The 18,834-nt window shown below is 55.0% G+C and carries 20 protein-coding genes; 5 read left to right on the forward strand and 15 right to left on the reverse strand.

From position 1 onward, the window contains the following. Positions 1 to 35: 35 nt before the first annotated feature. The 6 genes from WX88_RS04975 to WX88_RS28575 all read right to left on the reverse strand — a co-directional run bounded on the left by WX88_RS04975 (position 36) and on the right by WX88_RS28575 (position 3,570). Complete coding sequence (locus WX88_RS04975) at positions 36 to 365, reverse strand: hypothetical protein (RefSeq protein ID WP_046243242.1); 330 nt, start codon at positions 363 to 365, stop codon at positions 36 to 38. Between the two features lie 52 nt (positions 366 to 417). After that, positions 418 to 1,275: a dienelactone hydrolase family protein gene (locus WX88_RS04980; RefSeq protein WP_046243243.1), complete on the reverse strand. Its 858-nt coding sequence runs from the start codon at positions 1,273 to 1,275 to the stop codon at positions 418 to 420. 62 nt (positions 1,276 to 1,337) lie between these two features. After that, positions 1,338 to 1,751 carry an ACT domain-containing protein gene (locus tag WX88_RS04985; RefSeq protein WP_046243244.1) on the reverse strand — a complete coding sequence of 138 codons (414 nt, stop codon included), beginning with the start codon at positions 1,749 to 1,751 and terminating at the stop codon, positions 1,338 to 1,340. Positions 1,752 to 1,756: 5 nt separating this feature from the next. Continuing rightward, complete coding sequence (locus WX88_RS04990; protein WP_046243245.1) at positions 1,757 to 2,128, reverse strand: cupin domain-containing protein; 372 nt, start codon at positions 2,126 to 2,128, stop codon at positions 1,757 to 1,759. A gap of 244 nt (positions 2,129 to 2,372) precedes the next feature. Further along, positions 2,373 to 3,311 carry a GNAT family N-acetyltransferase gene (locus WX88_RS04995; RefSeq protein WP_046243246.1) on the reverse strand — a complete coding sequence of 313 codons (939 nt, stop codon included), beginning with the start codon at positions 3,309 to 3,311 and terminating at the stop codon, positions 2,373 to 2,375. 13 nt (positions 3,312 to 3,324) lie between these two features. Beyond that, positions 3,325 to 3,570 carry a Kazal-type serine protease inhibitor domain-containing protein gene (locus tag WX88_RS28575; RefSeq protein ID WP_072052942.1) on the reverse strand — a complete coding sequence of 82 codons (246 nt, stop codon included), beginning with the start codon at positions 3,568 to 3,570 and terminating at the stop codon, positions 3,325 to 3,327. 244 nt (positions 3,571 to 3,814) lie between these two features. Here WX88_RS28575 and WX88_RS31940 point away from each other — a divergent pair, with 244 nt between their 5' ends. Together WX88_RS31940 and WX88_RS27245 are read left to right on the forward strand one after the other, a co-directional pair. Beyond that, a complete protein-coding gene (locus tag WX88_RS31940; protein ID WP_072052943.1) occupies positions 3,815 to 4,252 on the forward strand; it encodes a CsbD family protein in 438 nt (145 codons plus the stop codon). A 166-nt stretch (positions 4,253 to 4,418) separates the two neighbouring features. After that, positions 4,419 to 4,778, forward strand: coding sequence for a YtxH domain-containing protein (locus WX88_RS27245; RefSeq protein WP_052732361.1), 360 nt, complete (start codon positions 4,419 to 4,421; stop codon positions 4,776 to 4,778). 8 nt (positions 4,779 to 4,786) lie between these two features. Here the strand turns inward: WX88_RS27245 and WX88_RS05010 are convergent, their stop codons facing one another. Beyond that, complete coding sequence (locus WX88_RS05010) at positions 4,787 to 5,173, reverse strand: hypothetical protein (RefSeq protein ID WP_156175948.1); 387 nt, start codon at positions 5,171 to 5,173, stop codon at positions 4,787 to 4,789. 28 nt (positions 5,174 to 5,201) lie between these two features. Here WX88_RS05010 and WX88_RS05015 point away from each other — a divergent pair, with 28 nt between their 5' ends. Next, a complete protein-coding gene (locus WX88_RS05015; protein ID WP_231590633.1) occupies positions 5,202 to 6,602 on the forward strand; it encodes a right-handed parallel beta-helix repeat-containing protein in 1,401 nt (466 codons plus the stop codon). Positions 6,603 to 7,012: 410 nt separating this feature from the next. Here WX88_RS05015 and lysS read toward each other — a convergent pair whose 3' ends face one another. From lysS to WX88_RS05045, 6 genes are all read right to left on the reverse strand, one after another. After that, entirely contained in the window at positions 7,013 to 8,569 is a 1,557-nt protein-coding gene (gene lysS, locus WX88_RS05020) for a lysine--tRNA ligase (RefSeq protein ID WP_046243249.1), read from the reverse strand. Positions 8,570 to 8,802: 233 nt separating this feature from the next. After that, positions 8,803 to 9,891, reverse strand: a complete 1,089-nt coding sequence (locus WX88_RS05025; protein ID WP_231590634.1) for a hypothetical protein — start codon at positions 9,889 to 9,891, stop codon at positions 8,803 to 8,805. Positions 9,892 to 10,121: 230 nt separating this feature from the next. Continuing rightward, positions 10,122 to 12,362 carry a carboxy terminal-processing peptidase gene (locus WX88_RS05030; protein ID WP_046243250.1) on the reverse strand — a complete coding sequence of 747 codons (2,241 nt, stop codon included), beginning with the start codon at positions 12,360 to 12,362 and terminating at the stop codon, positions 10,122 to 10,124. Between the two features lie 235 nt (positions 12,363 to 12,597). Next, a complete protein-coding gene (locus tag WX88_RS31945; protein WP_316932307.1) occupies positions 12,598 to 13,458 on the reverse strand; it encodes a hypothetical protein in 861 nt (286 codons plus the stop codon). A 170-nt stretch (positions 13,459 to 13,628) separates the two neighbouring features. Then, the gene (locus WX88_RS05040) at positions 13,629 to 13,997 is read right to left on the reverse strand and encodes a hypothetical protein (RefSeq protein WP_046243251.1); all 369 of its coding nucleotides are present in this window, start codon (positions 13,995 to 13,997) and stop codon (positions 13,629 to 13,631) included. Between the two features lie 234 nt (positions 13,998 to 14,231). After that, entirely contained in the window at positions 14,232 to 15,434 is a 1,203-nt protein-coding gene (locus WX88_RS05045; RefSeq protein ID WP_046243252.1) for a proline dehydrogenase family protein, read from the reverse strand. Positions 15,435 to 15,580: 146 nt separating this feature from the next. Between WX88_RS05045 and WX88_RS05050 the strand changes: the two genes are divergently transcribed. Continuing rightward, positions 15,581 to 16,705: a chorismate mutase gene (locus tag WX88_RS05050; protein WP_046243253.1), complete on the forward strand. Its 1,125-nt coding sequence runs from the start codon at positions 15,581 to 15,583 to the stop codon at positions 16,703 to 16,705. 14 nt (positions 16,706 to 16,719) lie between these two features. Here the strand turns inward: WX88_RS05050 and WX88_RS30730 are convergent, their stop codons facing one another. Both WX88_RS30730 and WX88_RS05060 read right to left on the reverse strand, forming a co-directional pair. Continuing rightward, the gene (locus WX88_RS30730) at positions 16,720 to 17,130 is read right to left on the reverse strand and encodes a hypothetical protein (protein WP_046243254.1); all 411 of its coding nucleotides are present in this window, start codon (positions 17,128 to 17,130) and stop codon (positions 16,720 to 16,722) included. Between the two features lie 62 nt (positions 17,131 to 17,192). Next, positions 17,193 to 17,633 carry a hypothetical protein gene (locus WX88_RS05060; RefSeq protein WP_046243255.1) on the reverse strand — a complete coding sequence of 147 codons (441 nt, stop codon included), beginning with the start codon at positions 17,631 to 17,633 and terminating at the stop codon, positions 17,193 to 17,195. Between the two features lie 116 nt (positions 17,634 to 17,749). Between WX88_RS05060 and aroB the strand changes: the two genes are divergently transcribed. Next, positions 17,750 to 18,790 (forward strand): 3-dehydroquinate synthase, encoded by a 1,041-nt coding sequence (gene aroB / locus WX88_RS05065; protein ID WP_052732362.1) that lies wholly within the window; start codon positions 17,750 to 17,752, stop codon positions 18,788 to 18,790. Positions 18,791 to 18,834: the final 44 nt, after the last annotated feature.

The raw sequence follows: 18,834 nt of genomic DNA on the forward strand, positions 1-18,834 counted from the left end.
ACGCACTACGCCATTCAGAGCAACGGTACCACTCATCAATCTGCCTCCTTGGCAGTACCCTCTACTAGCCCCAGCGTTCGGGTGACTTTATTCTTCGGAATACTAAGGTTGAGGTTCTGGTCACCTTTCGCCGACCGTGCCCGCCGTCGGTCTATCAGCGCCTGGATTTTGTCCTTGCCCGCTTCATCCCGCGAAAACAACACCTTGGCCACATCCGCGATGAGCGATACGGCCCGGGGTACCGGAATACTCACCTGCTGATAGTTAGGGTCGGCTGCTGGTGGCGCTGGCTGGCTCTGCGCCAAGCCACTGGAGGCGTTGAGCAGCAATGCACCTAGCAAACCGGCGAGCTTCTTACGCGACATAAACAGCGGATGATGCTACCAAGATGCTTACTGTTGCCCCTGAGTTGCCCACCTAGTTTAGTTTTTCCTTAAAAAGCCGCAGCGTGCGCTCCCAAGCCAGCTTGGCAGCTTCGGGGTTGTAGCGGGCGGAAGAAGTATCATTGTTGAAGGCGTGGTTCACGCCCTCATACACGTATAGCTCGTGCTTGGTGCCGGCCGCTTTCAGGGCCGCTTCGTAGGCTGGAATGCCGGCATTAATGCGCTGGTCGAGGCCGCCGTAGTGCAGCATCAAGGTCGCTTTTATTTGCGGCACGTCTTCGGCCTTAGCCTGTTGGCCATAATACGCCACGGCGGCATCCAGCTTAGGGTCGTGCACTGCTAACTGGTTGACCAGCCCGCCGCCCCAGCAGAAGCCCACGGCACCAATGTGGCCATTGCAATCGGGGCGGGCGCGCAGGTAGGCGAATGCGGCCAGGTAGTTATTGAGGTTTTTGGTAGCGTCGAGCTGGCCAATAAGCTCCCGGCCCTTGTCTTCATCAGCCGGCGTGCCACCCAATACCGACAGCGCATCCACGCCCAACGCCAGGTAGCCCGCCTGCGTCACCCGCCGCGTCACGTCCTTAATATGCGGCGTGAGGCCGCGGTTTTCATGAATTACCACTACGGCCCCGCGCTTTTTCTTGCCCTTTGGATGCACGAGGTAGCCCTTGACGGTAGCACCATCGCCGGGCCAGCTCACGTCTTCGGTTTGCAGGTCGTCGGCCGTGGGGGCTACCGTAGCAGCTGCCGCGTAGCCAGGTTCCAGCACCGAAAGCGCGGCTATGGCCAGGGCGGTGCCGCCCGCCAGCTTCACCAGCCGCTCCATAAACTCTTTGCGCGTGAGCGGGGCGTGGGTGTATTCGTCAAAAAGGTTGATGATGCGCTGGTCCATGGGGCTAAATGTAGTAGTCAGGCGCTAAATAGGGCCAGCCGCCTCTGCCCAGCGCATTGTTCTTAGTCGGTTGTGCTTGCCGCTGCTGCCGACAAACCGCGCAACGTCGCCAGGGCCCGCTCGGCATCAGCCTGCGCTACGAATAGATGGTCGTGGTAATAGGCCGCCACGACATTGCAGCTGATGTTTTCTCGGCTGAGGGCCGCCGCCACGGCCGCTGTCAACCCCACGGCGGCTAGCGAAGAATGCACAGTCAGGGTCAGCCAAGCCGATACGTACTGGTAAGCCAACCCGTAGGCATCGGCCGTTTCGCGGGCCATAATCAGGGTGAGGCCTTCGGGCTCTCGAAACGAGCCTAGCACCAGCTCCGCCGGAACCGCCGTGGCCGAAGCAACAGTGCAAAAGACGTATTCGCCAGGGTTAAGCGCTGGCTGCATGCTGCCCAGGAGGCGCGTTAGGTTGGTTTCGCCCGCCATAGCCGCTATTCTGCTTCCCGGTTTGCGGTATCAGGGCTGAATGCCGGCACGCAAATCGACCAGTACTCGCACTCGGCATCAAACGGGTTGGAATATCGCACCCGAGCCCCACCCTTAATCAGCAGGGCCTGCCCGGCCTGTAGCTCTACCACGTCGCCATCAATTTCAAACCGCTTGCGGCCCCGCACCACGATGGTGATTTCATCGAAAGTGGGCGTTTGGTGCGGCTCACTCCAGTAGGGCGGCGCCACCATGTGCGCCAAGCTATAGGCCGAAGTGCCAGTACTGGCCCCGCCCACGTGCTCCTCAATGAGCTTGCCATCAGTAGTAGGAACAACGAAAGGGGAGGGGTTGAGAACGTAGCGTTTTTTAGACATGTTGCGGATGATGAAGTAATGAAAGACCGGGGAATTTAGGAACGCAAGAACAAAAACTCCCCTCCTTACCAAGGAGGGGACGCCGCCGCTACAGCGGCGGCTGGGGTGGTTGAATCGTTGAACAACATGCGTTTGCCACGTCTCGTCGTGATGTTCGGGTATCGTTCAACGATGTCAACCACCCCCGTTTGAGCCAATGGCTCGAACATCCCCTCCTTGGCAAGGAGGGGAGTTGGTCGTTCGGTTAGCTCCTCAGCTTCTCTAGTAACTCGAAGGCGCGGGAATTGTATTTCCAGACAAAGAAGTACGGCGTTTGGACTGCTCCAAACTGCACCCGAATGCGTTCCACGGCTGGCAACATGCTGCCTTCGAAATCGAAGCAGGCCAGCCCCAGTACCTCGCTGGCGTACTTAATAGCTTCCCAGATGAGCAGAATGCCTGCCCCGCTGTCTCGCAGTGCCGGGTCGTCGCCGGAGAGGTGATAATAGGCCGCCTGCTTATCCCAAATCAGGTACGCCGCCGAATGAACCTGCTCCTGCGCATCCACGGCGAAGAACATCTGGCGGGCCCCATTGGCAGCCAGTGCCGCATCGTGTCGCTCAAACTGCGCCCACGAATACGGCATGGCCAGGCCCTGGCGGTCAAAACTCTTTTTGTTGACCTCGTAAAATTGCTTGGGCGAGAAGTGGTGCACTACCCGCACCTGCTGTCGCGCCTTCTGAATATTGCGCCGAATGTTGCGGTTTATGCCAGCTTCAACCAGGGGCAATTGGTGCAGGCCGTTGAGGCGGTAGGTATAGTAAGTACTTTGGCGAAATTGCCGCCAGTAAAACGGCAGCCAGTTGGCTGCGGTAGGATAAAAGTTCTGCTTGAAGGCGGCAAAAACGGGCAGCTGCCCGATTAATTCCTCCAGCAGTCCGTGCTCCTTTTTCAATACGCCCCGAAACTCTGGCAATACGTAGGGGCCTAGCCACTTCACAAAAGGCGGCATCGTAGCGTAGCGAAAAGGCCCCTTCTGCTTGTGGAAATACGGCAGCGTGGCCACTAGGCGGTCGGCCTCATACGCCAGCGCTACGTCCCAGTCGCCGCCCTCGCTGCACGCGTCCAGGTACCACGCTTGGGCAAACACGGGCACATCGGGTGCCGTCTGGCAGAAGTCACGGTACTGTGCTTTGGCGGACATCAACGCGAAAAGTTTATTTAGCTGCCGGCTCCGCGCAGGAGCCAGCCGTGAAACTGCGGACACCCGCGTTGCGGGCGGCACAGGGGTTAGAGTAGGTTTTACCGTCGCAGCCGCACACGGGGGTATATTCCATCGTGCAGATGCCCTGTGGGTTTACCTTGCTAGGGTCGATGCACGCTGTCGCCGCGGTAGGCACGGCCCTGTGTTGGCAGCCTGTGGCGAGCAGGAGGGCTGCAAATAAAACCCGGGATATTTTCATAAGGCAGTGGAGGCAGGGGCGAATCTACGCCGGAGCATCGGGATTCGGGTCCATCTAAAACTCAGCAAATACTACGGCCTTAGTTCCACAGGAAATTTTACAAATAAGCTCAACCCCGAGCCTCGCCCTTCGTATAGGCAGCCAGACCAAACGCTGCCGCAAAGCAAAACATAAGCTCTATATTCGGCTCCGCGCTTCCTCTTAGATACCTTTGTACCCTCATTCACCCTTCATTACCATTACCATGTCGTACCACGAAGAAGACAACAACGCCGGTAAAATTCTATTAGCTGCCCTCGCCGGTGCCGGCGCTGGCATCATTGCCGGTATGCTGTTAGCCCCCGACAAGGGCTCGACCACCCGCGAAAGCTGGAAAGGCGTTGCCTCCAAATATAGCGGCCAGCTCGGTGAGCAGGCTACCAAGCTTGGTTCCGACCTCGAAGCCAAATTTAAAGAGTACGCTGGTAAACTGGAAGACCTCGGCCTGACTGGTGCCGGTGGCAGCCTCAAGCTCAAAGGCAACTGGGACGAGCTGAAAGGTAAGCTGAAGCAGCAATATGCCCAGCTCACCGACGAAGACTTGGTCTATACCGAAGGCAAAGGCGACGAGCTGGTAGGTCGTCTGCAAGACAAGCTCGGCAAAGACAAAGGTGAAGTTACCAAAATCCTGAACGACTTGTAAGTTAGCCCTCTGCCGCTTTTACTAAAGCCCCGTGCCGCAAGGTGCGGGGCTTTATTTATCACGGTTTAGCGGGTGATTGGCAATAGCTTTTTGTGCCTTGGACTAACAACCGCCGCTATTTTTCGTTGGTTACTTAGATACTAATTCTCTCCTATTTCTTCATATCATGAAAGACGACAAAGGCAAAGTCATTCTCTCACTGCTGGCCGGCGCTACCGTTGGCATCGTGGCTGGCCTACTACTAGCCCCCGAAACCGGCGACGAAGCCCGTTCTAACCTGCGCCGCTCCGCTTCAAAGTGGAGCGACGACTTCAGCAAGCTGGTAAAAGGTACCTTGGCCAAAGTGCAGGGCGACGCTCACGGTCATACCAACCCCGACGCCGCCGTGAGCGAAGACAAAGAAGCCGCCGACCGCCTTCTGCAAGGCCTTAACGGCACCGTGTCGACGGCCCACACGCACTACCATGACGACAACCCCGATTACGATGGTTTCGGCGATGACGCTCGTCATCGTGGCTCCTTGTAATTGAGTATTTAAGGGAGAAGCCAGTTTTCGTCAAAACAGAAGGCCATGAAAAGCTCCGGGTTTTCCACGCTGTTTTGAGCAAAGAGGTGAAGCTGTCTAACCACGCGTTGGCGCATTCGATGACGGCGGCGATACAACGCCGCCGTCATCGAATGCGCCAACGCGTGCTGTGAGGGCCGGTCAAAGTTGGTTTTGATAAGCAGGCGGCGCACAGGTATGAGGCCGCTGTTGGTCGGCTCTAGTAGGTAGTAGATGAGATGCGAGAGCAGCATCCATTCGCGAGCTATATCTTTGATCAGAACTTCTATTGGGGAGGGGAAAGGTGAGGCACCTGAATTCCGCTCGCTTTCAGGAGTTCTTTTGAGTTTCCAGACAGCTTCAGTAATTACTCCCAAGATTGATTAGCATATCGCTCAAATGCCTGTGCGATTCACTATCAATCTCATCCACAGCAAGAGAAGCATTGTAATGTTTACCCCACCGAAGACACCTTACCTAGTCGCTGCAGTAGTGCTCGGCGTATCCTGCCTGACCGCACTATCCGCATCTGCGGCGCAGCAGTATTTTTTGAATTCCACAAGCGGCGCTGATGCAAACCCAGGTACGGAAGCTAAACCCTGGAAAACATTGGAGCGGGCGAACCAGCAGGAATTTCAGCCCGGAGACCGTTTGAATTTTGCCCGTGGCACTCGTTATGTTGGCTCGCTGAAAATTTCGCAATCCGGCACCGAGACTGCACCGATTACCGTGAGCGCCTACGGCAAAGGCGCAGCACCTCAATTATCAAACCCCTTCTTTTCTATTTCGATGGGGCATATTATTGAGATAGTTGGCAATTACGTCGTTGTTGAAAACCTGTTTTTGCACGACATCCCAACGCCACCGCCGGATAACCCACCGGTGCGCTGGCAGGATAGCCAGCAGCATAAAAACGTAACCAATCTCGCTGCAATTTTTGTCGATAAAGGCGCATCGCATGTAACCGTGCGCAACAACGAATTCGTCAATGCTGTCGTGGGCGTGCGCGTACGGGGCAGCCATTCTTTAGTGACGAATAATTATTTGCACGACGCTGCCAAAATCACGGAGCAATGGGGTGCAGTGGCAGTCGCGATTGTTGGGCCGTATAATGAAGTTGCCTACAACTTGGTAGAAAACTATGGCTTTTATGGTGGTATTTATGTCAACGATGGTGCTGCGGTAGAACTCGATGGGGAAGACGCGGCCTACAGCGCCCACGATATTCATGTTCATCACAACGTTTCACGTAATGTAAAAGGCGGATTTTTAGAAATCGCCGGCGCATCTCAAGATGTATTAATCGACCATAATGTCAGCGACGATGTGGATAAATTTGTCGGTGGCACCAACGTTAAAGGTGTTAAGATTTTGAATAATACTGTGCTGCGTATGCGTTTGCCCAGTTTCCCCAAATCAGACTTTTTCCCGTTAGGTACCGTATTCTGGACATTTAATAGCAAGGGTACAGACGAGTTTATTGTTTCTGGCAACGTGTTTTATCTTGATGGTTTACAGCGTCTCTATAAAAGCGAAGAACACAAGCTTGGCATCAAGCCCGTGCGCCGTCAAAAGAATCTGTATTTCAGTCCAAACGGCGACATTCCTACCATGCTTGGCGACGCCGTAGGGAAAGATGAAATCGTTGCGCGTCCTGAGTTTATAGATGAAATTGCGGGCGATTACCGCCTTACACCGAAGTCCTTGCCGCGCTTGATCAATACAGAAGCCAATCCCGAAGCAATTACTTATTATGGCGCTTTTGCGCCCGGCAAACCGTTGTGGAAAGCTGGGTTGATTAAGTGAAGATGCTTGAGCTGCTAAACAGCTTCGTCGCCGGTGTGCTGCAAGAAATTTTTTAACAGAATTGTAACCTCTTGTTTATTCGTCCCGTAAAACACCTCACAACCGACTTGAAAGAAGGCCGAAACGTATTATTAGTAAAATTGCTGGCCGTAGGAGCTTCTACTGAAATTGGTCAAACAGCTCAGTAGTAAAATCAGACGGTTCATCGCAAGCTTCTAATAAGAACAGCGGTTTGAAGGGTAAGAAGGTTGTAAAAAAGAAAAGCCCCGCACGACATTTCGTGTGGGGCTTTTCGATTTTTAGCCATCCGCCTGTCATCCTGAGCGTAGTGAAGGACGTTATCACCGCTGAACACCAGGCTCTGGCGTGATAAGGTCCTTCGCTGCGCTCAGGATGACAAAAGAAGAAATTTACTTCTCCTCTTTCTCGGCCTTCTCTTTCTGCACGTTCTCCGGCTTCATCTGCGGGAAGAACAGCACGTCCTGAATGGAGTGCGAGTTGGTCATAATCATGCTCAGGCGGTCGATGCCAATGCCCAAGCCCGCTGTGGGTGGCATGCCATACTCCAGGGCCCGCAGGAAGTCATCGTCGAGCACCATGGCCTCGGTGTCGCCTCGCTTGCCCAGTTCCAGCTGGTCTTCGAAGCGCTTGCGCTGGTCGATGGGGTCGTTGAGTTCCGAGAAGGCATTGCAGATTTCCTTGCCGTTACAGATGGCTTCGAACCGCTCCACCAGGCCGGGACGGTCGCGGTGCTTTTTGGCCAGCGGCGACATTTCTACCGGGTAGTCGGTAATGAACGTGGGCTGGATGAGCTTGGGCTCCACGTGTTCCCCGAAAATCTCGTCGATAATTTTAGCCTTGCCCATGCTTGGGTCCAGATGCACATTCAGTTCATGGGCAGTTTCGCGCAAGGCCGCCTCATCCATTTCCCCAATGGCCTTGCCGGTGTACTTCTCAATGGCTTCGAACATGGTGTAGCGCTGCCAGGGCCGCTGGAAGTTGATGAGGTTGTTGCCCACTTGCACCTCAGTTTGGCCATGCAGCGTCATGGCCACGCGCTCCACCATTTCTTCTACCAGGTCCATCATCCACGCGTAGTCCTTGTAGGCCACGTAGAGCTCCATCTGAGTAAACTCCGGGTTGTGAAAGCGCGACATGCCCTCGTTGCGGAAGTCCTTGCTGAACTCATACACGCCATCGAAACCGCCCACAATGAGGCGCTTCAGGTACAATTCGTTGGCAATGCGCAGGTACAGCGTCATGTCCAGCGTATTGTGGTGCGTGGTGAAGGGGCGCGCTGCCGCGCCGCCGTACAGTGGCTGCAGAATGGGCGTCTCCACCTCTAGGTAGCCTTTGTCGTTGAGGAAATTCCGCATCGACTGCACCAGCTGCGTGCGCTTGATGAACGTGTCGCGTACCTGCGGATTCACAGCTAGGTCTACGTAGCGCTGGCGGTAGCGCTGCTCAGGGTCGGTGAAGGCATCATAAGTGGTTTTCTCGCCGGTGACCTCGTCTACTTTTTCCTTTACCACCGGTAGCGGACGTAATGCCTTAGCCAGCAACTTCAATTCCGTGACGTGAATGGACGTTTCGCCCACCTGCGTTTTGAACACGTGGCCTTTCACACCAATAAAGTCGCCCAGGTCAAGCAACTTCTTAAACAGCACATTATATAGGGTCTTGTCTTCGCCAGGGCATATTTCATCGCGGTTCACATAGAGCTGAATGCGGCCCGACATATCCATCAGCTCCGCAAAGGAAGCCTTGCCCATCACCCGCGACGACATCAACCGGCCAGCCAGCGAAACCTCTTGGAAGTTATTAAGCTCCGGGTGGTAGTTATCGTGAATTTCCTTGGCGTAAAACGTCACATCGAACAACTCCGACGGATATGCTTCAATGCCCAGCTTTTCCAGCTCTTCGAGTTTATTACGGCGCTGTTGTTCCTGTTCGCTTAAATGGACCACAGATTTAACGGATTTTAACGGATGAAACTGATTTTTGTGGTTCCGCGCCCTTAAGTGGCGGTGTTGAGCGTTGCTCCTTAGAACCAAAAGGCAGCAAGTAAAGCTTGCTGACTGCGCAAAAGTACGGCATGAAAAAAGCCGCTCCGAAACCGAAGCGGCTTTGTATCTAAATTAACGGCTGAATAGTGAAGGCGAAACCACAAAAACCCGTTTCATCCGTTGAAATCTGTGGTCTAGGCGGCCATGCGGTATTGCGGTGCCTCAGCGGCAATGGCCGGGGCCGTAGGCGGCGTGGGTGCCAGCACCGGCTCGACGCGGGTACGCAACCGCTCCTGCACGAACCCAGCTTGCAGGTGCGCTGGCAACTCGGCTACCAAATGGCGGTAGCGTTCCAGTCCCAATGCCTTAGCCACATACGTCTCGTGAATGCCATTGAGGTAGCTCACGATGTTCAGCAGGGAGGCGTGAAACAGGCGGAAGTCGATGTCGGCTTCCACGTAGCGCTCAATCTCGCGGCTGGTCTGCGAGATGCGCAGGCGGCCCAGCAGATCGAAGATGGTGGTGTAGCCCAGGCGCCAGGTAATTTGCTGCCAGTGCGCAGCCGTCCACTTATCGAGTGGGCGCCCCGTTTTCTGGCTGCGGATGGCCGTGTTGGGGTTGGCTTGCACTTGCGCGCGGGTCCACTGCGCCTTCATTTTGCGCGTAGTACGCAAAAACTGGCCAATCTGAGCTTGGGCGTCAATTTCCTTGCTGGCAATGTGCAGCCCAGCCTTGTAGCCGGCTAGCGGCAAGCGGTGAATGCTGAAGTCGCCGTAAGCGCCGGCCGCGTAGAACGACACCGGGCGCGGATAGGCATTCTTCACCACCAGCCGGCCTACCTCGCGGCGGATAAGCTGGCCGTTGTTGCTGCGCACGCCGGTGGTGTATAGGAATGCCTGCAAGCCCGACAGGATGGCGTGATAGGCCTGCGGGAACGTCCAGTGTAGGGCGTTACGCAGGAAATTGTCATCGCCCAACTCGGCCGTGGCCCTCAGTGCATACTCCGTGCTCCAGCTCGTGTGCAGCAGCTTAGTGAGCGTTGCCACGTCGGCATCATTCAACTCAGCCGAGTGGCTGCGGAAAAAGGGGAGATTCTGCAGACCGCCGAGTAGGTCGTCGTTCTCTTGGATGTGATAGTTGATAGCGAAGAAGTAGTTGAGGAAAACCTGCGCCGGAATGGATTTGCGCCAGGTTTCGTCGGCTAGCTTCTGCTGTTGCTCGTCGCTGATGGCTTCCACCTGCGGGTTGAGCGGAATAATGCGGGTGTCCTCTATAGTCTTCATGCTGGATAAACAGCTATCGAGACCATTTTAGTTGCCTGATTGCTAATTTTATTGTCTAATTTTTACTGAATCATTTGTCTGTAAATCAGAAATTTAGTACCAATGTAGAAAATCTATTGGAAATAATTTTCAGCTGGCTATTTACTAATGGATTTGTCATGACTCCGATTACTAAAAGAAAAGCCCCGACGCCTACTGGCACCGGGGCTTTTCTTTAGCGCAAAGAGAGCTTACTTCTTATCAATCTCATCCTGAATCACCGCGACAGCCTCTCCGATGGTGATGTCCTTCTTCAGGTTCTTGGTGAAACGGGCGGCGCGGTTAACTTTCACCGTGTCGCCCCCTAAGGCCCGCACATCGGCCGTCAGAGGCGAAAACACCAAGGCAGTAGTCGTTTTCTGTGCCGCCTCATAACGGTCAGAAATCGCCTTCGATTCCTGCTGCTCAGCCCGGTAAGCACTGAGTTTAAGGGGAACCATAGTTTCATCCTTGCGCTTCCGCATGCTCTTCACCATCTCATCCATTACCTTAAAGCTTGGATTGCTTGCTATGCGGACTTTGCTGTTGGCCCGTAGCTTGTCGAGGGCCGGAGCCGCGTTCCAGGGGCGATAGCGGGCTGGTTGGATTTCGTCCCACTTCAGCGGGTAGTCCGACTCTTTCTCGCCTTCGTCGAGGTAAGAATATAAGTCGGGCACCACAATATCCGAAGCCACGCCCTTAAACTGGGTCGAGCCACCATTTACGCGGTAGAATTTTTGGGTCGTAAGTTTCAGCGAGCCGATGGGCTTAACGCTATTCAACTCAGCTGGGAGGGCTTCATCGAGGTCGAAGATGCGCTGTACCGTACCCTTGCCATAGGTGCTGGTCGAGCCCATGACCACGCCGCGGCGATAGTCCTGAACAGCAGCAGCCAGAATTTCCGAAGCCGAGGCGCTGTATTTATTTACCAGTATCACTAGTGGGCCGCTGTACTGCACCCGGGGGTCGTTGTCGGTGAGAACTTGCGTGTGGCCCTGGCCGTCGCGCACCTGCACCATGGGGCCGCTTTCCATAAACAGGCCAGCCATTGATACCGCATCGGTAAGCGAGCCGCCCCCGTTGAAGCGCAGGTCCATAATCAGGCCTTTGGCACCCTCAGCATTGAGCTTGGCCAGTTCCTTCTTCACATCGTCTGAAGAACTGCGCCCGCCGTTATCAGTGAAGTCGGCGTAGAAACCGGGCAGGCGCAAGTAGCCAATCTTTTGACCTTTATCGGTGATGATGGATGATTGCGCGTACTTCTCTTCTACCACCACTACATCGCGGATGATGGGGATGATTTTGGTGCTACCATCGGGCTTCCGCACCGTGAGCCGTACTTCCGAGCCTTTCTTGCCCCGAATCAGTGTCACAGCCTTGGCCGTACGCCAGCCTTCGATGCTTACCGGCTCGGCCGCGCCTTGGGCTACTCGCAGGATAGCATCTCCTTTCTTCAAATCACCCTGCCGGGCCGAAGCCGAGCCGGGCATGATGTCGTCTACGTAAATCAGGCCTTCCTTCTCCCGCAGCGTTGCTCCAATTCCCTCGAACCGACCTGTCATTTCATAGTCGAAATCCTCTTTGGCTTTGGGGGCGAAGTACTCGGTGTGCGGGTCGTAGGTGTTGGCGATGGTGTTGGCATAAGTGGCCAGTCGCTCGTTAGTGTCGGTTTCGTTGATTTCCGAAAACTGCTCGTCGTAATACTTCAGCACGCGCTTGCGGGCTTCGCTCTCCATCTGGGCAGGTGTGCGGATAGGCTCGGCGGCGGTAGGAGCAGCGGGGTTAGCTGCCACCGGTGGAGCAGTGGGGACAGCCGGGGCGGATGAAGGGGCCGTAGTACTAGCCGTAGCCGGCGTGGTGGCAGCCGGAGCGGTAGCAGCAGTGGTCTTGGCAGCTTTCATTTTCTCCTGGGCCTCCATCATTTCCGATACCCGGCTCAGGGTCTCGTACTTCAATAGTTTGCGCCACATTTCTCGTTGGGCAGCCTTATCAGCCGGGAAAGCTGCTTTTTCAAAGTCTGTCTGGAAGTATTCTTCAACCGTGAAGTCGAAAGGCTTAGCCAGAATCTCGCGATAGAGGCCCTGCATTTCCTTCGTGCGCTCAGTTATCAACTTAGTACTGAGGTCCAAGAATTCATGTGAGCCTCGTTTCACTTCGTCGTCAATCTGAGTCTGATAGCGACGCAACTGCTCCACATCCGAAGCGAGCAAGAATTGCTTGCGATAGTCGAGATTCTTCAAATAAAGGTCAAACACGCGCTTGGAGAAGGCGTCGTCAACTTTTTCGGGCTGGTAGTGGGCCGAGGTAAGGCCTTGCAACATGATGCCAATCAGCACCTGGTCCTTGCTCGGCACCGCCGAGTCGGCCCGACGGAACAACCGATAAGAGGCCAAAACAAATACGGCTGCCACCAAAAAGGCGTACAGCCCGACCTTCAAGCGAGGGAAAGACATTAGCGGAAAAATAAAGCGGAGATGAAAATCAAATGTACGTAGAGCACGAGGCTCTATTGAGCCCCGTTGCTTACGTCGAAAACGCCTCCGCAGGTGAAATAAGTGCCTGATTGGGGGAGCCTGCCCATGGGCTATTCCACAGAACAGCCGGACAAGCCAGAGGTTGCAACAAAAAAGCCTTTCCAGCTAGGGAAAGGCTTTTTTGCCAAACTAGGACTGAAGCCTAGGGGTAAGATTAGTACTTATAAATCTTATCGCCGTTGTTGCGGCGGAACTCCTCTTCGAAGTAGCGGGCGTCTTCTTCATTGCGGGGTTTCACACCCATCACGATGCCGCCATTCTTGATGCCGTGCTCGTACTCAGCAGCGTGCTCTTCGGGAATGCCCGAGCCGACCAAGGCGCCTACCAAGCCACCCGTGAGGCCACCGGCACCCGCACCGGCTAAAGCTGCGGCCAGCGGACCAGCAATAATCAGCCCCAAGCCCGGCAGTGCTACCGAAGTACCGATAGCCGCAATGGCGCCGATAACTGCACCAGCCGTGCCACCAATGGCCGAGCCTACGCCTGCACCTTCCATGGCTTTATCGCCGAGGTCGGTATGAGCCGTCTCACTACCAAAGTGGGTTTTGCGGGTTTCGTCCGACATCAATAGGTTGACATCTTCTTTGCCATAGCCACGCGAGGAGAGCGACTGGTAAGCTTGCTCGGCGCTATTCCGGTCGCGGAATATCCCGGTCATGCTGCCACCGGCACGGTAAGGTTCGCCCGTCACGGAATGTGCAGTGCGGTCGGCGGTATTTTGTACGGCATCAATGCCGCGGCCTACTGCTGCGCCAGCGGTGCCAGCCAGAGCGCCACCCTTGGCAGTTGCGCTATAGTCGTCGCCATCAGTTACGTGGCCGGAGTTGCCTAGAGAAGCACCTGAGTTCGATGTAACGCCGGTACCGCTGTTGGCACCCGTGCCAGCATTGTAGCTGGTGCTTTCGTTGCTCAAGCCAGTGCTGTTGCCTACGCCAGTACCGGTGTTAGTGGTGCCGTAGTTAGCACCTGAGCCAGTACCCATATTCTGCGGGTTGTTCGAATCGTTAGTATTCATGATGAAGGGAGTGGAAATGTGGAAAAGATGACTAGCTCAGTGGCTGCCTGAGATTTTAACGGTACCACCTCGGTAGAGGTTACATCCCGTTAATTTTCCATCTTTTCCCGCTGCTGCACCATCTGTCCCTATCAGACTACTACTGATCTTACTTCGTTGGTGTGGTGTTTTCAAGCAAACTGCTGAAAGTTGGCTTCATTGCGCCAGAAATCCCGACAGTCGCGGACGAGGTCTTTCAAAAAGTCCTCGTTCTGCTTTAAGCTGCGCCATTCGCCCAAACCCATCTTCTCGCACAGCTTGTAAAAATTGTCTCCTTGTCCCTTCGAGCCTTGCACCTTCACGAGGCAGCTGAGAGGCGGGCGGCCACTCTCATGTTCACTCATGGAAATCTCGGCCAGCATTTCGTTGAGCCGGGATTTTTCGTGAGAAATTTCCAGATTTAGCCCCAATTCAGCTTCCTGCACTAGAGTGAGGTAGCTTACGGTGCCAGTTTGTAGCCGGGAATATTGAATTAAGTAAGTGCGAATACGACCAATCATGGCAGGGCTTCAAATGAACGAAAAACCGTTTTGGGGGCTGAAAATTAGTGAATTTTGGCTGCGCGGCGCTGCTAATTTCTTGCCTCGTAGATAATATTTTCAGCCTGTTGGGGCTCATCCATTACCACAATTGTTCCTAAATTCTAAAACAACCCCATGCTATAGCTCAATGGGGCGTGGTTGATTGAGCAGAAACGGACCTTTCTGCTCGATCAATCACGCTCTTTCGGCTGACTAAGACCGCCGCTGACGGCGCCGAATTTCTTTCTGAACAAGCAAAAATTCGCGGCTGCTTTGGCCCGCGATGGCCGTGTTTTCGTCAGCCCGACGTAGCAGATAGGGCATCACGGCAGCTACGGGGCCGTAGGGGAGGTACTTGGCCGTGTTATAGCCGGCATTGGCGAGGTTATAGGTGAGGTTGTCGCTCATGCCGTAGAGCTGCGCGAACCACACGCGTGGGTCGTTGGGAGCCAGGCCGGCTTCCTGCATGAGTTGGGTGAGCAGCAATGAACTAGCCTCGTTGTGCGTGCCGGCGCAGATGCTGATGCGGTCGATGTGCTGCACGCAGTAGCGCAGGGCCTCATCGTAGAGGGCGTCGGTTTCCTGCTTGGTGGGGTTAATAGGGTTGGGGTAGCCGCGCTGTTTGGCCACGCGGGCCTCCTTTTCCATGTAAGCACCCCGGACTAGCTTGGCTCCTACGTAGTAGCCAGCTTCGGCGGCGGTGTCGTGGGCGGCTTCCAGGGCATCTAGCCGGTCGTGACGGTAGAGTTGATAAGTGTTCCAGACAATGGCGGTTTCGCGGTTATACTTAGCCATCATGTCGTAGGCCAACAGGTCGATGGTGTGCTGAAACCAGCTTTCTTCGGCATCGACAAACAGCCGCACGCCGTGTTGGTGCGCGCGAGCGCAGAGTGCTTCCACACGGGCTACGGCACGGGCGTGGGCGGCTTCTTCGGCACCGGTAAGCAAATGCCCGGCCTGAATTTTCTCCAGAATGGCCACGTTGGCCACGCCCGTTACTTTAAAAACTGAAAAAGGGATGTGCGCCGAGCGGTGGGCCTCGTCAATGGTGGCCAGGATTTCGTCGCGGGTGTGGTCGTAGCTCCGGTCGTTGCCTTCGCCTTCTACCGAATAATCGAGGATAGTACCAATGTTGTATTTACCTAATTCCGATGTTACAGAACGGCATTCGGCAATGGTTTCGCCGCCGCAGAATTGCTCAAAAATGGAATGTTTGATGAGATATTTCGTACCAGGTAGGCCCAATTTCAGCGCGGTTTTCATGAGTCCGCTACCGGTTTTTACCAAGCTGCCACTGTTCATGGCCGCGAACAAGGCGTAGACTTTGCGCAATTGGGCGTCGGACTTGGATGCAAAGGCCACACGAGTGTCCTCGAAGGAAATCGGCGGGGCCTGGGTGGGGGCGGAGATGGACATAATCAGCTACTAAGGGGTGGGAATGAGGGTAGAGAGCAGAAAGCAAACGAAGGTAACCGGTAAACAACGTTCCACGGAAACGAGTTACGTTTGTTGAGCTTTATCGGCGTTGGCCGGGACAATATATTCATTTGCCTGCTATTATAATGCTACCCCCCACCATTACTTTCTTCACCCGAATACTAGCCCAAAAAGGCCAGCCCTTGCTCATTGCCGGTCCTTGCTCAGCCGAAACCGAGGCGCAGGTAATGGCCACGGCCCACGGCTTGAAGACATTAGGGAAAATTGATTTGTTTCGGGCGGGCATCTGGAAGCCCCGCACCCGACCGGGCTCTTTTGAGGGTATGGGCGCGGTGGCGCTGCCCTGGCTGCAACGGGTGAAAGCCGAAACCGGCATCCCGACCGCCATTGAGGTGGCCACGCCGCGGCACGTGGAAGATGCCTTACGCCACAGCATTGATGTGCTGTGGATTGGTGCCCGGACCACTGTGAACCCCTTTGCGGTGCAGGAATTGGCCGATGCTCTGGCTGGCACCGGCGTACCTGTCATGGTGAAAAACCCGGTGAATCCGGACGTGGCCCTCTGGGCCGGCGCGCTGGAGCGTCTGGAACGAGCCGGTATCACCGATTTGGCGGCTATTCACCGGGGATTCAGTACGTTTGCGCCTAGTCGTTACCGCAACGCGCCCACCTGGATACTGCCCATTGAGCTAAAAACACGCTTCCCGCATATTCCCCTCATCTGCGACCCCAGCCACATTGGCGGGCGCCGCGACCTGCTGCTACCCATCGCCCAGAAAGCCTTGGATTTGGATTATGATGGCCTAATTATCGAAACCCATCCCGACCCGGACCACGCCTTGAGCGACGCCGAACAGCAAGTGACACCCGAGCGCCTGGGCGAAATCCTGAATGAGCTACAGTACCGCTACCGCTCCTCCAACAACGCCGACTACCTCAACAAAGCCGAGGAGTTGCGCCAGAAAATGGATGTGGCCGACCGCGAAATCGTGGAGGCGCTGGCTCGCCGCATGGCCTTGGTGGAGGAACTGGCTGAGTACAAAAAGGAAAACAACGTCAAAATCCTGCAGTTCGACCGCTGGCAGGAAATCTTCAACACCCGCACCGATTGGGCGACCAAATTGAAGGTGAATGACAAATTTGTAGCCGAACTCTACAAGCTGATTCACATCGAAAGCATCCGCAAGCAGACAGAGGTGCTGAATGGCCGGCCGTTTGATGGCGTGGTGAATCTGGGGCCGGGGCTATAGCTGTAGGCACGGTACTATGGTAGCCGCTGATAAGTAGTGCGCGGAGCATCGCAGGGAATGCCCTGATCTAGGACTAACTCATCTTCTGTGAGCGTATAGGCAACATTGAGCGGCTCTATGCTGCCACTGGTATACACAAACCGTAAGCCCGGAACTGGAGTGGACTGGCATGGCGTAGCCGTACCAAAAGTGTACGTACCACTGGATTTTAGCTGGCCATTTTCGTAAAAACTAAAGCCCGTGGCGGTAAATACGGCTGTTTCGTTGGGTGTAGGCCCAGGGAGACAGGAGTACTGACGGTCCACAAGTTCCCAGGTGCCGATTAGGCCGTCAGTCTGGGCGGTCGGTTCCGCGTCTTTTTTGCAGTTAGTCAGGCTAAGGGCAGCTACAAACAGTAAGAATAGGGTGGGGCGAAGATGTTTCATTGGAAAAGAAGTACTCAAGCTGATAGTTAAGAAATCATTAGACGAACTGGGGGACTGGTTAACTAACGTTTGGTGTAGTGTCGGGCCATTCCATCAGCATAGTCATCAGCGAGTACGAGGTCTGTGGCGGAAACCTGCTCAATAAGCTGGCTTGAAATGTTATTAGAACCCTGGTTTACAAATAAAAATCTTTCCGTCTTACCCGTAGCATAGGAAGGAGCCTTGATTAAGGAATAGGAAGCCGTATTGGTGACGACGCCATTCAGCAGAGACTGGGTTTGTCCATTAGTGGTGAAAATGATTTCCTGTTTGCGGGCCGAGTCGGCCGGATACGTGCCGCCAGCAATTCCACCCGACGACTTCGTGAGTTCCCAGCGGCCGAGCAGAAGTGTTGTGGTAGTGGCGGCAGCTTCCGGGGAAACAGATTCTTTCTTGCAGCCCGTCACGCTTACGAGGGTGATGAGAGAGCAGCCAGTTAGGAATGAGCGAGTTATTTGGAGCATGAGTTATGGGAGTGAGATAATGAAAGTATGATTCATACTTGCCTGACCAGTGCCCTCGCCCAAGGGTTGCGTGGTGCGATAGCCGGCCAGCCATTTTTTGTGCTGACTTTTGCGCCATGGATAGTTCCGTTTTCATTGGGCCCGAGGCCCTACCGGCTCTGGCCGAATTGCTGCACCGGCCCGCCGTGAGCCGGGTGTTTGTGCTGACCGATAGCAACACGGCCCGTCTGTGCCTGCCGCTGCTGGAAAAGCACCTTCCCACCAATTATCAATTGATTGAAATTCCTGCGGGTGAGGAATACAAAACCCTGGCCAGTTGCGAAGCGGTGTGGAGCCAGCTCACCGAGCAGCGCGCCGACCGGTTTGCGGTACTCGTGAATCTGGGCGGGGGCGTCGTTACGGATTTGGGTGGCTTCGTGGCGGCACTATACAAGCGGGGCATTCGATTTGCGCAAGTGCCCACCACGCTGCTGGCGCAGGTCGATGCCAGCGTGGGCGGCAAGACCGGGGTCGATTTTCAGGGCTTTAAAAATCATTTGGGGGTATTCCAGGCTCCGGCAGCGGTGTTTGTCGACCCACAGTTTTTACAGACGCTCGACGTCCGCCAGCTAAAGTCCGGCTACGCCGAAGTGCTGAAGCACTGGCTCATTGCCGATGGGGCCGCCTTCAACCAACACCGCCGCCTGGGTTGGCTCACCGACGATTGGACGCCCATCATTCGGGAATCAGTTGCGCTGAAGCAACGCATCGTAGTTCAGGACCCGCTGGAAAGCGGTCTGCGCAAGCTGCTTAATTTTGGCCATACCGTGGGTCACGCCATCGAAAGCTACCTGCTCACGCAGCCCGGTCGCGAGGCGCTGCACGGCGAGGCCGTCGCCGCTGGGTTGGTGTGCGAAAGTTGGCTTTCGGTGCAGCGCGGCCTTCTGAGCCCCGAAGAATTAGATAAAATAGAAACCTTCGTGTTTTCGGTGTTCGATAAATTGTCTTTCGTGCTGCTGGAAACAGCGGCCATTGCCGACTTCGCGCTGCAAGACAAGAAAAATGTGGGCGCCACCATCAACTGCACTTTACTTCAGGGTATTGGTAATGGCGTATTCGACCAAGCTGTGACCTTAACCGAAATCGCCGAATCGTTGCGTTATTACCACCGGCTCTAGCGTGCGCTGTAGCCTTGCGACTTTCCTAAACGCCAAATAATTCA

This window comes from Hymenobacter terrenus (genome assembly GCF_000972495.1).
Lineage (GTDB): Bacteria > Bacteroidota > Bacteroidia > Cytophagales > Hymenobacteraceae > Hymenobacter > Hymenobacter terrenus.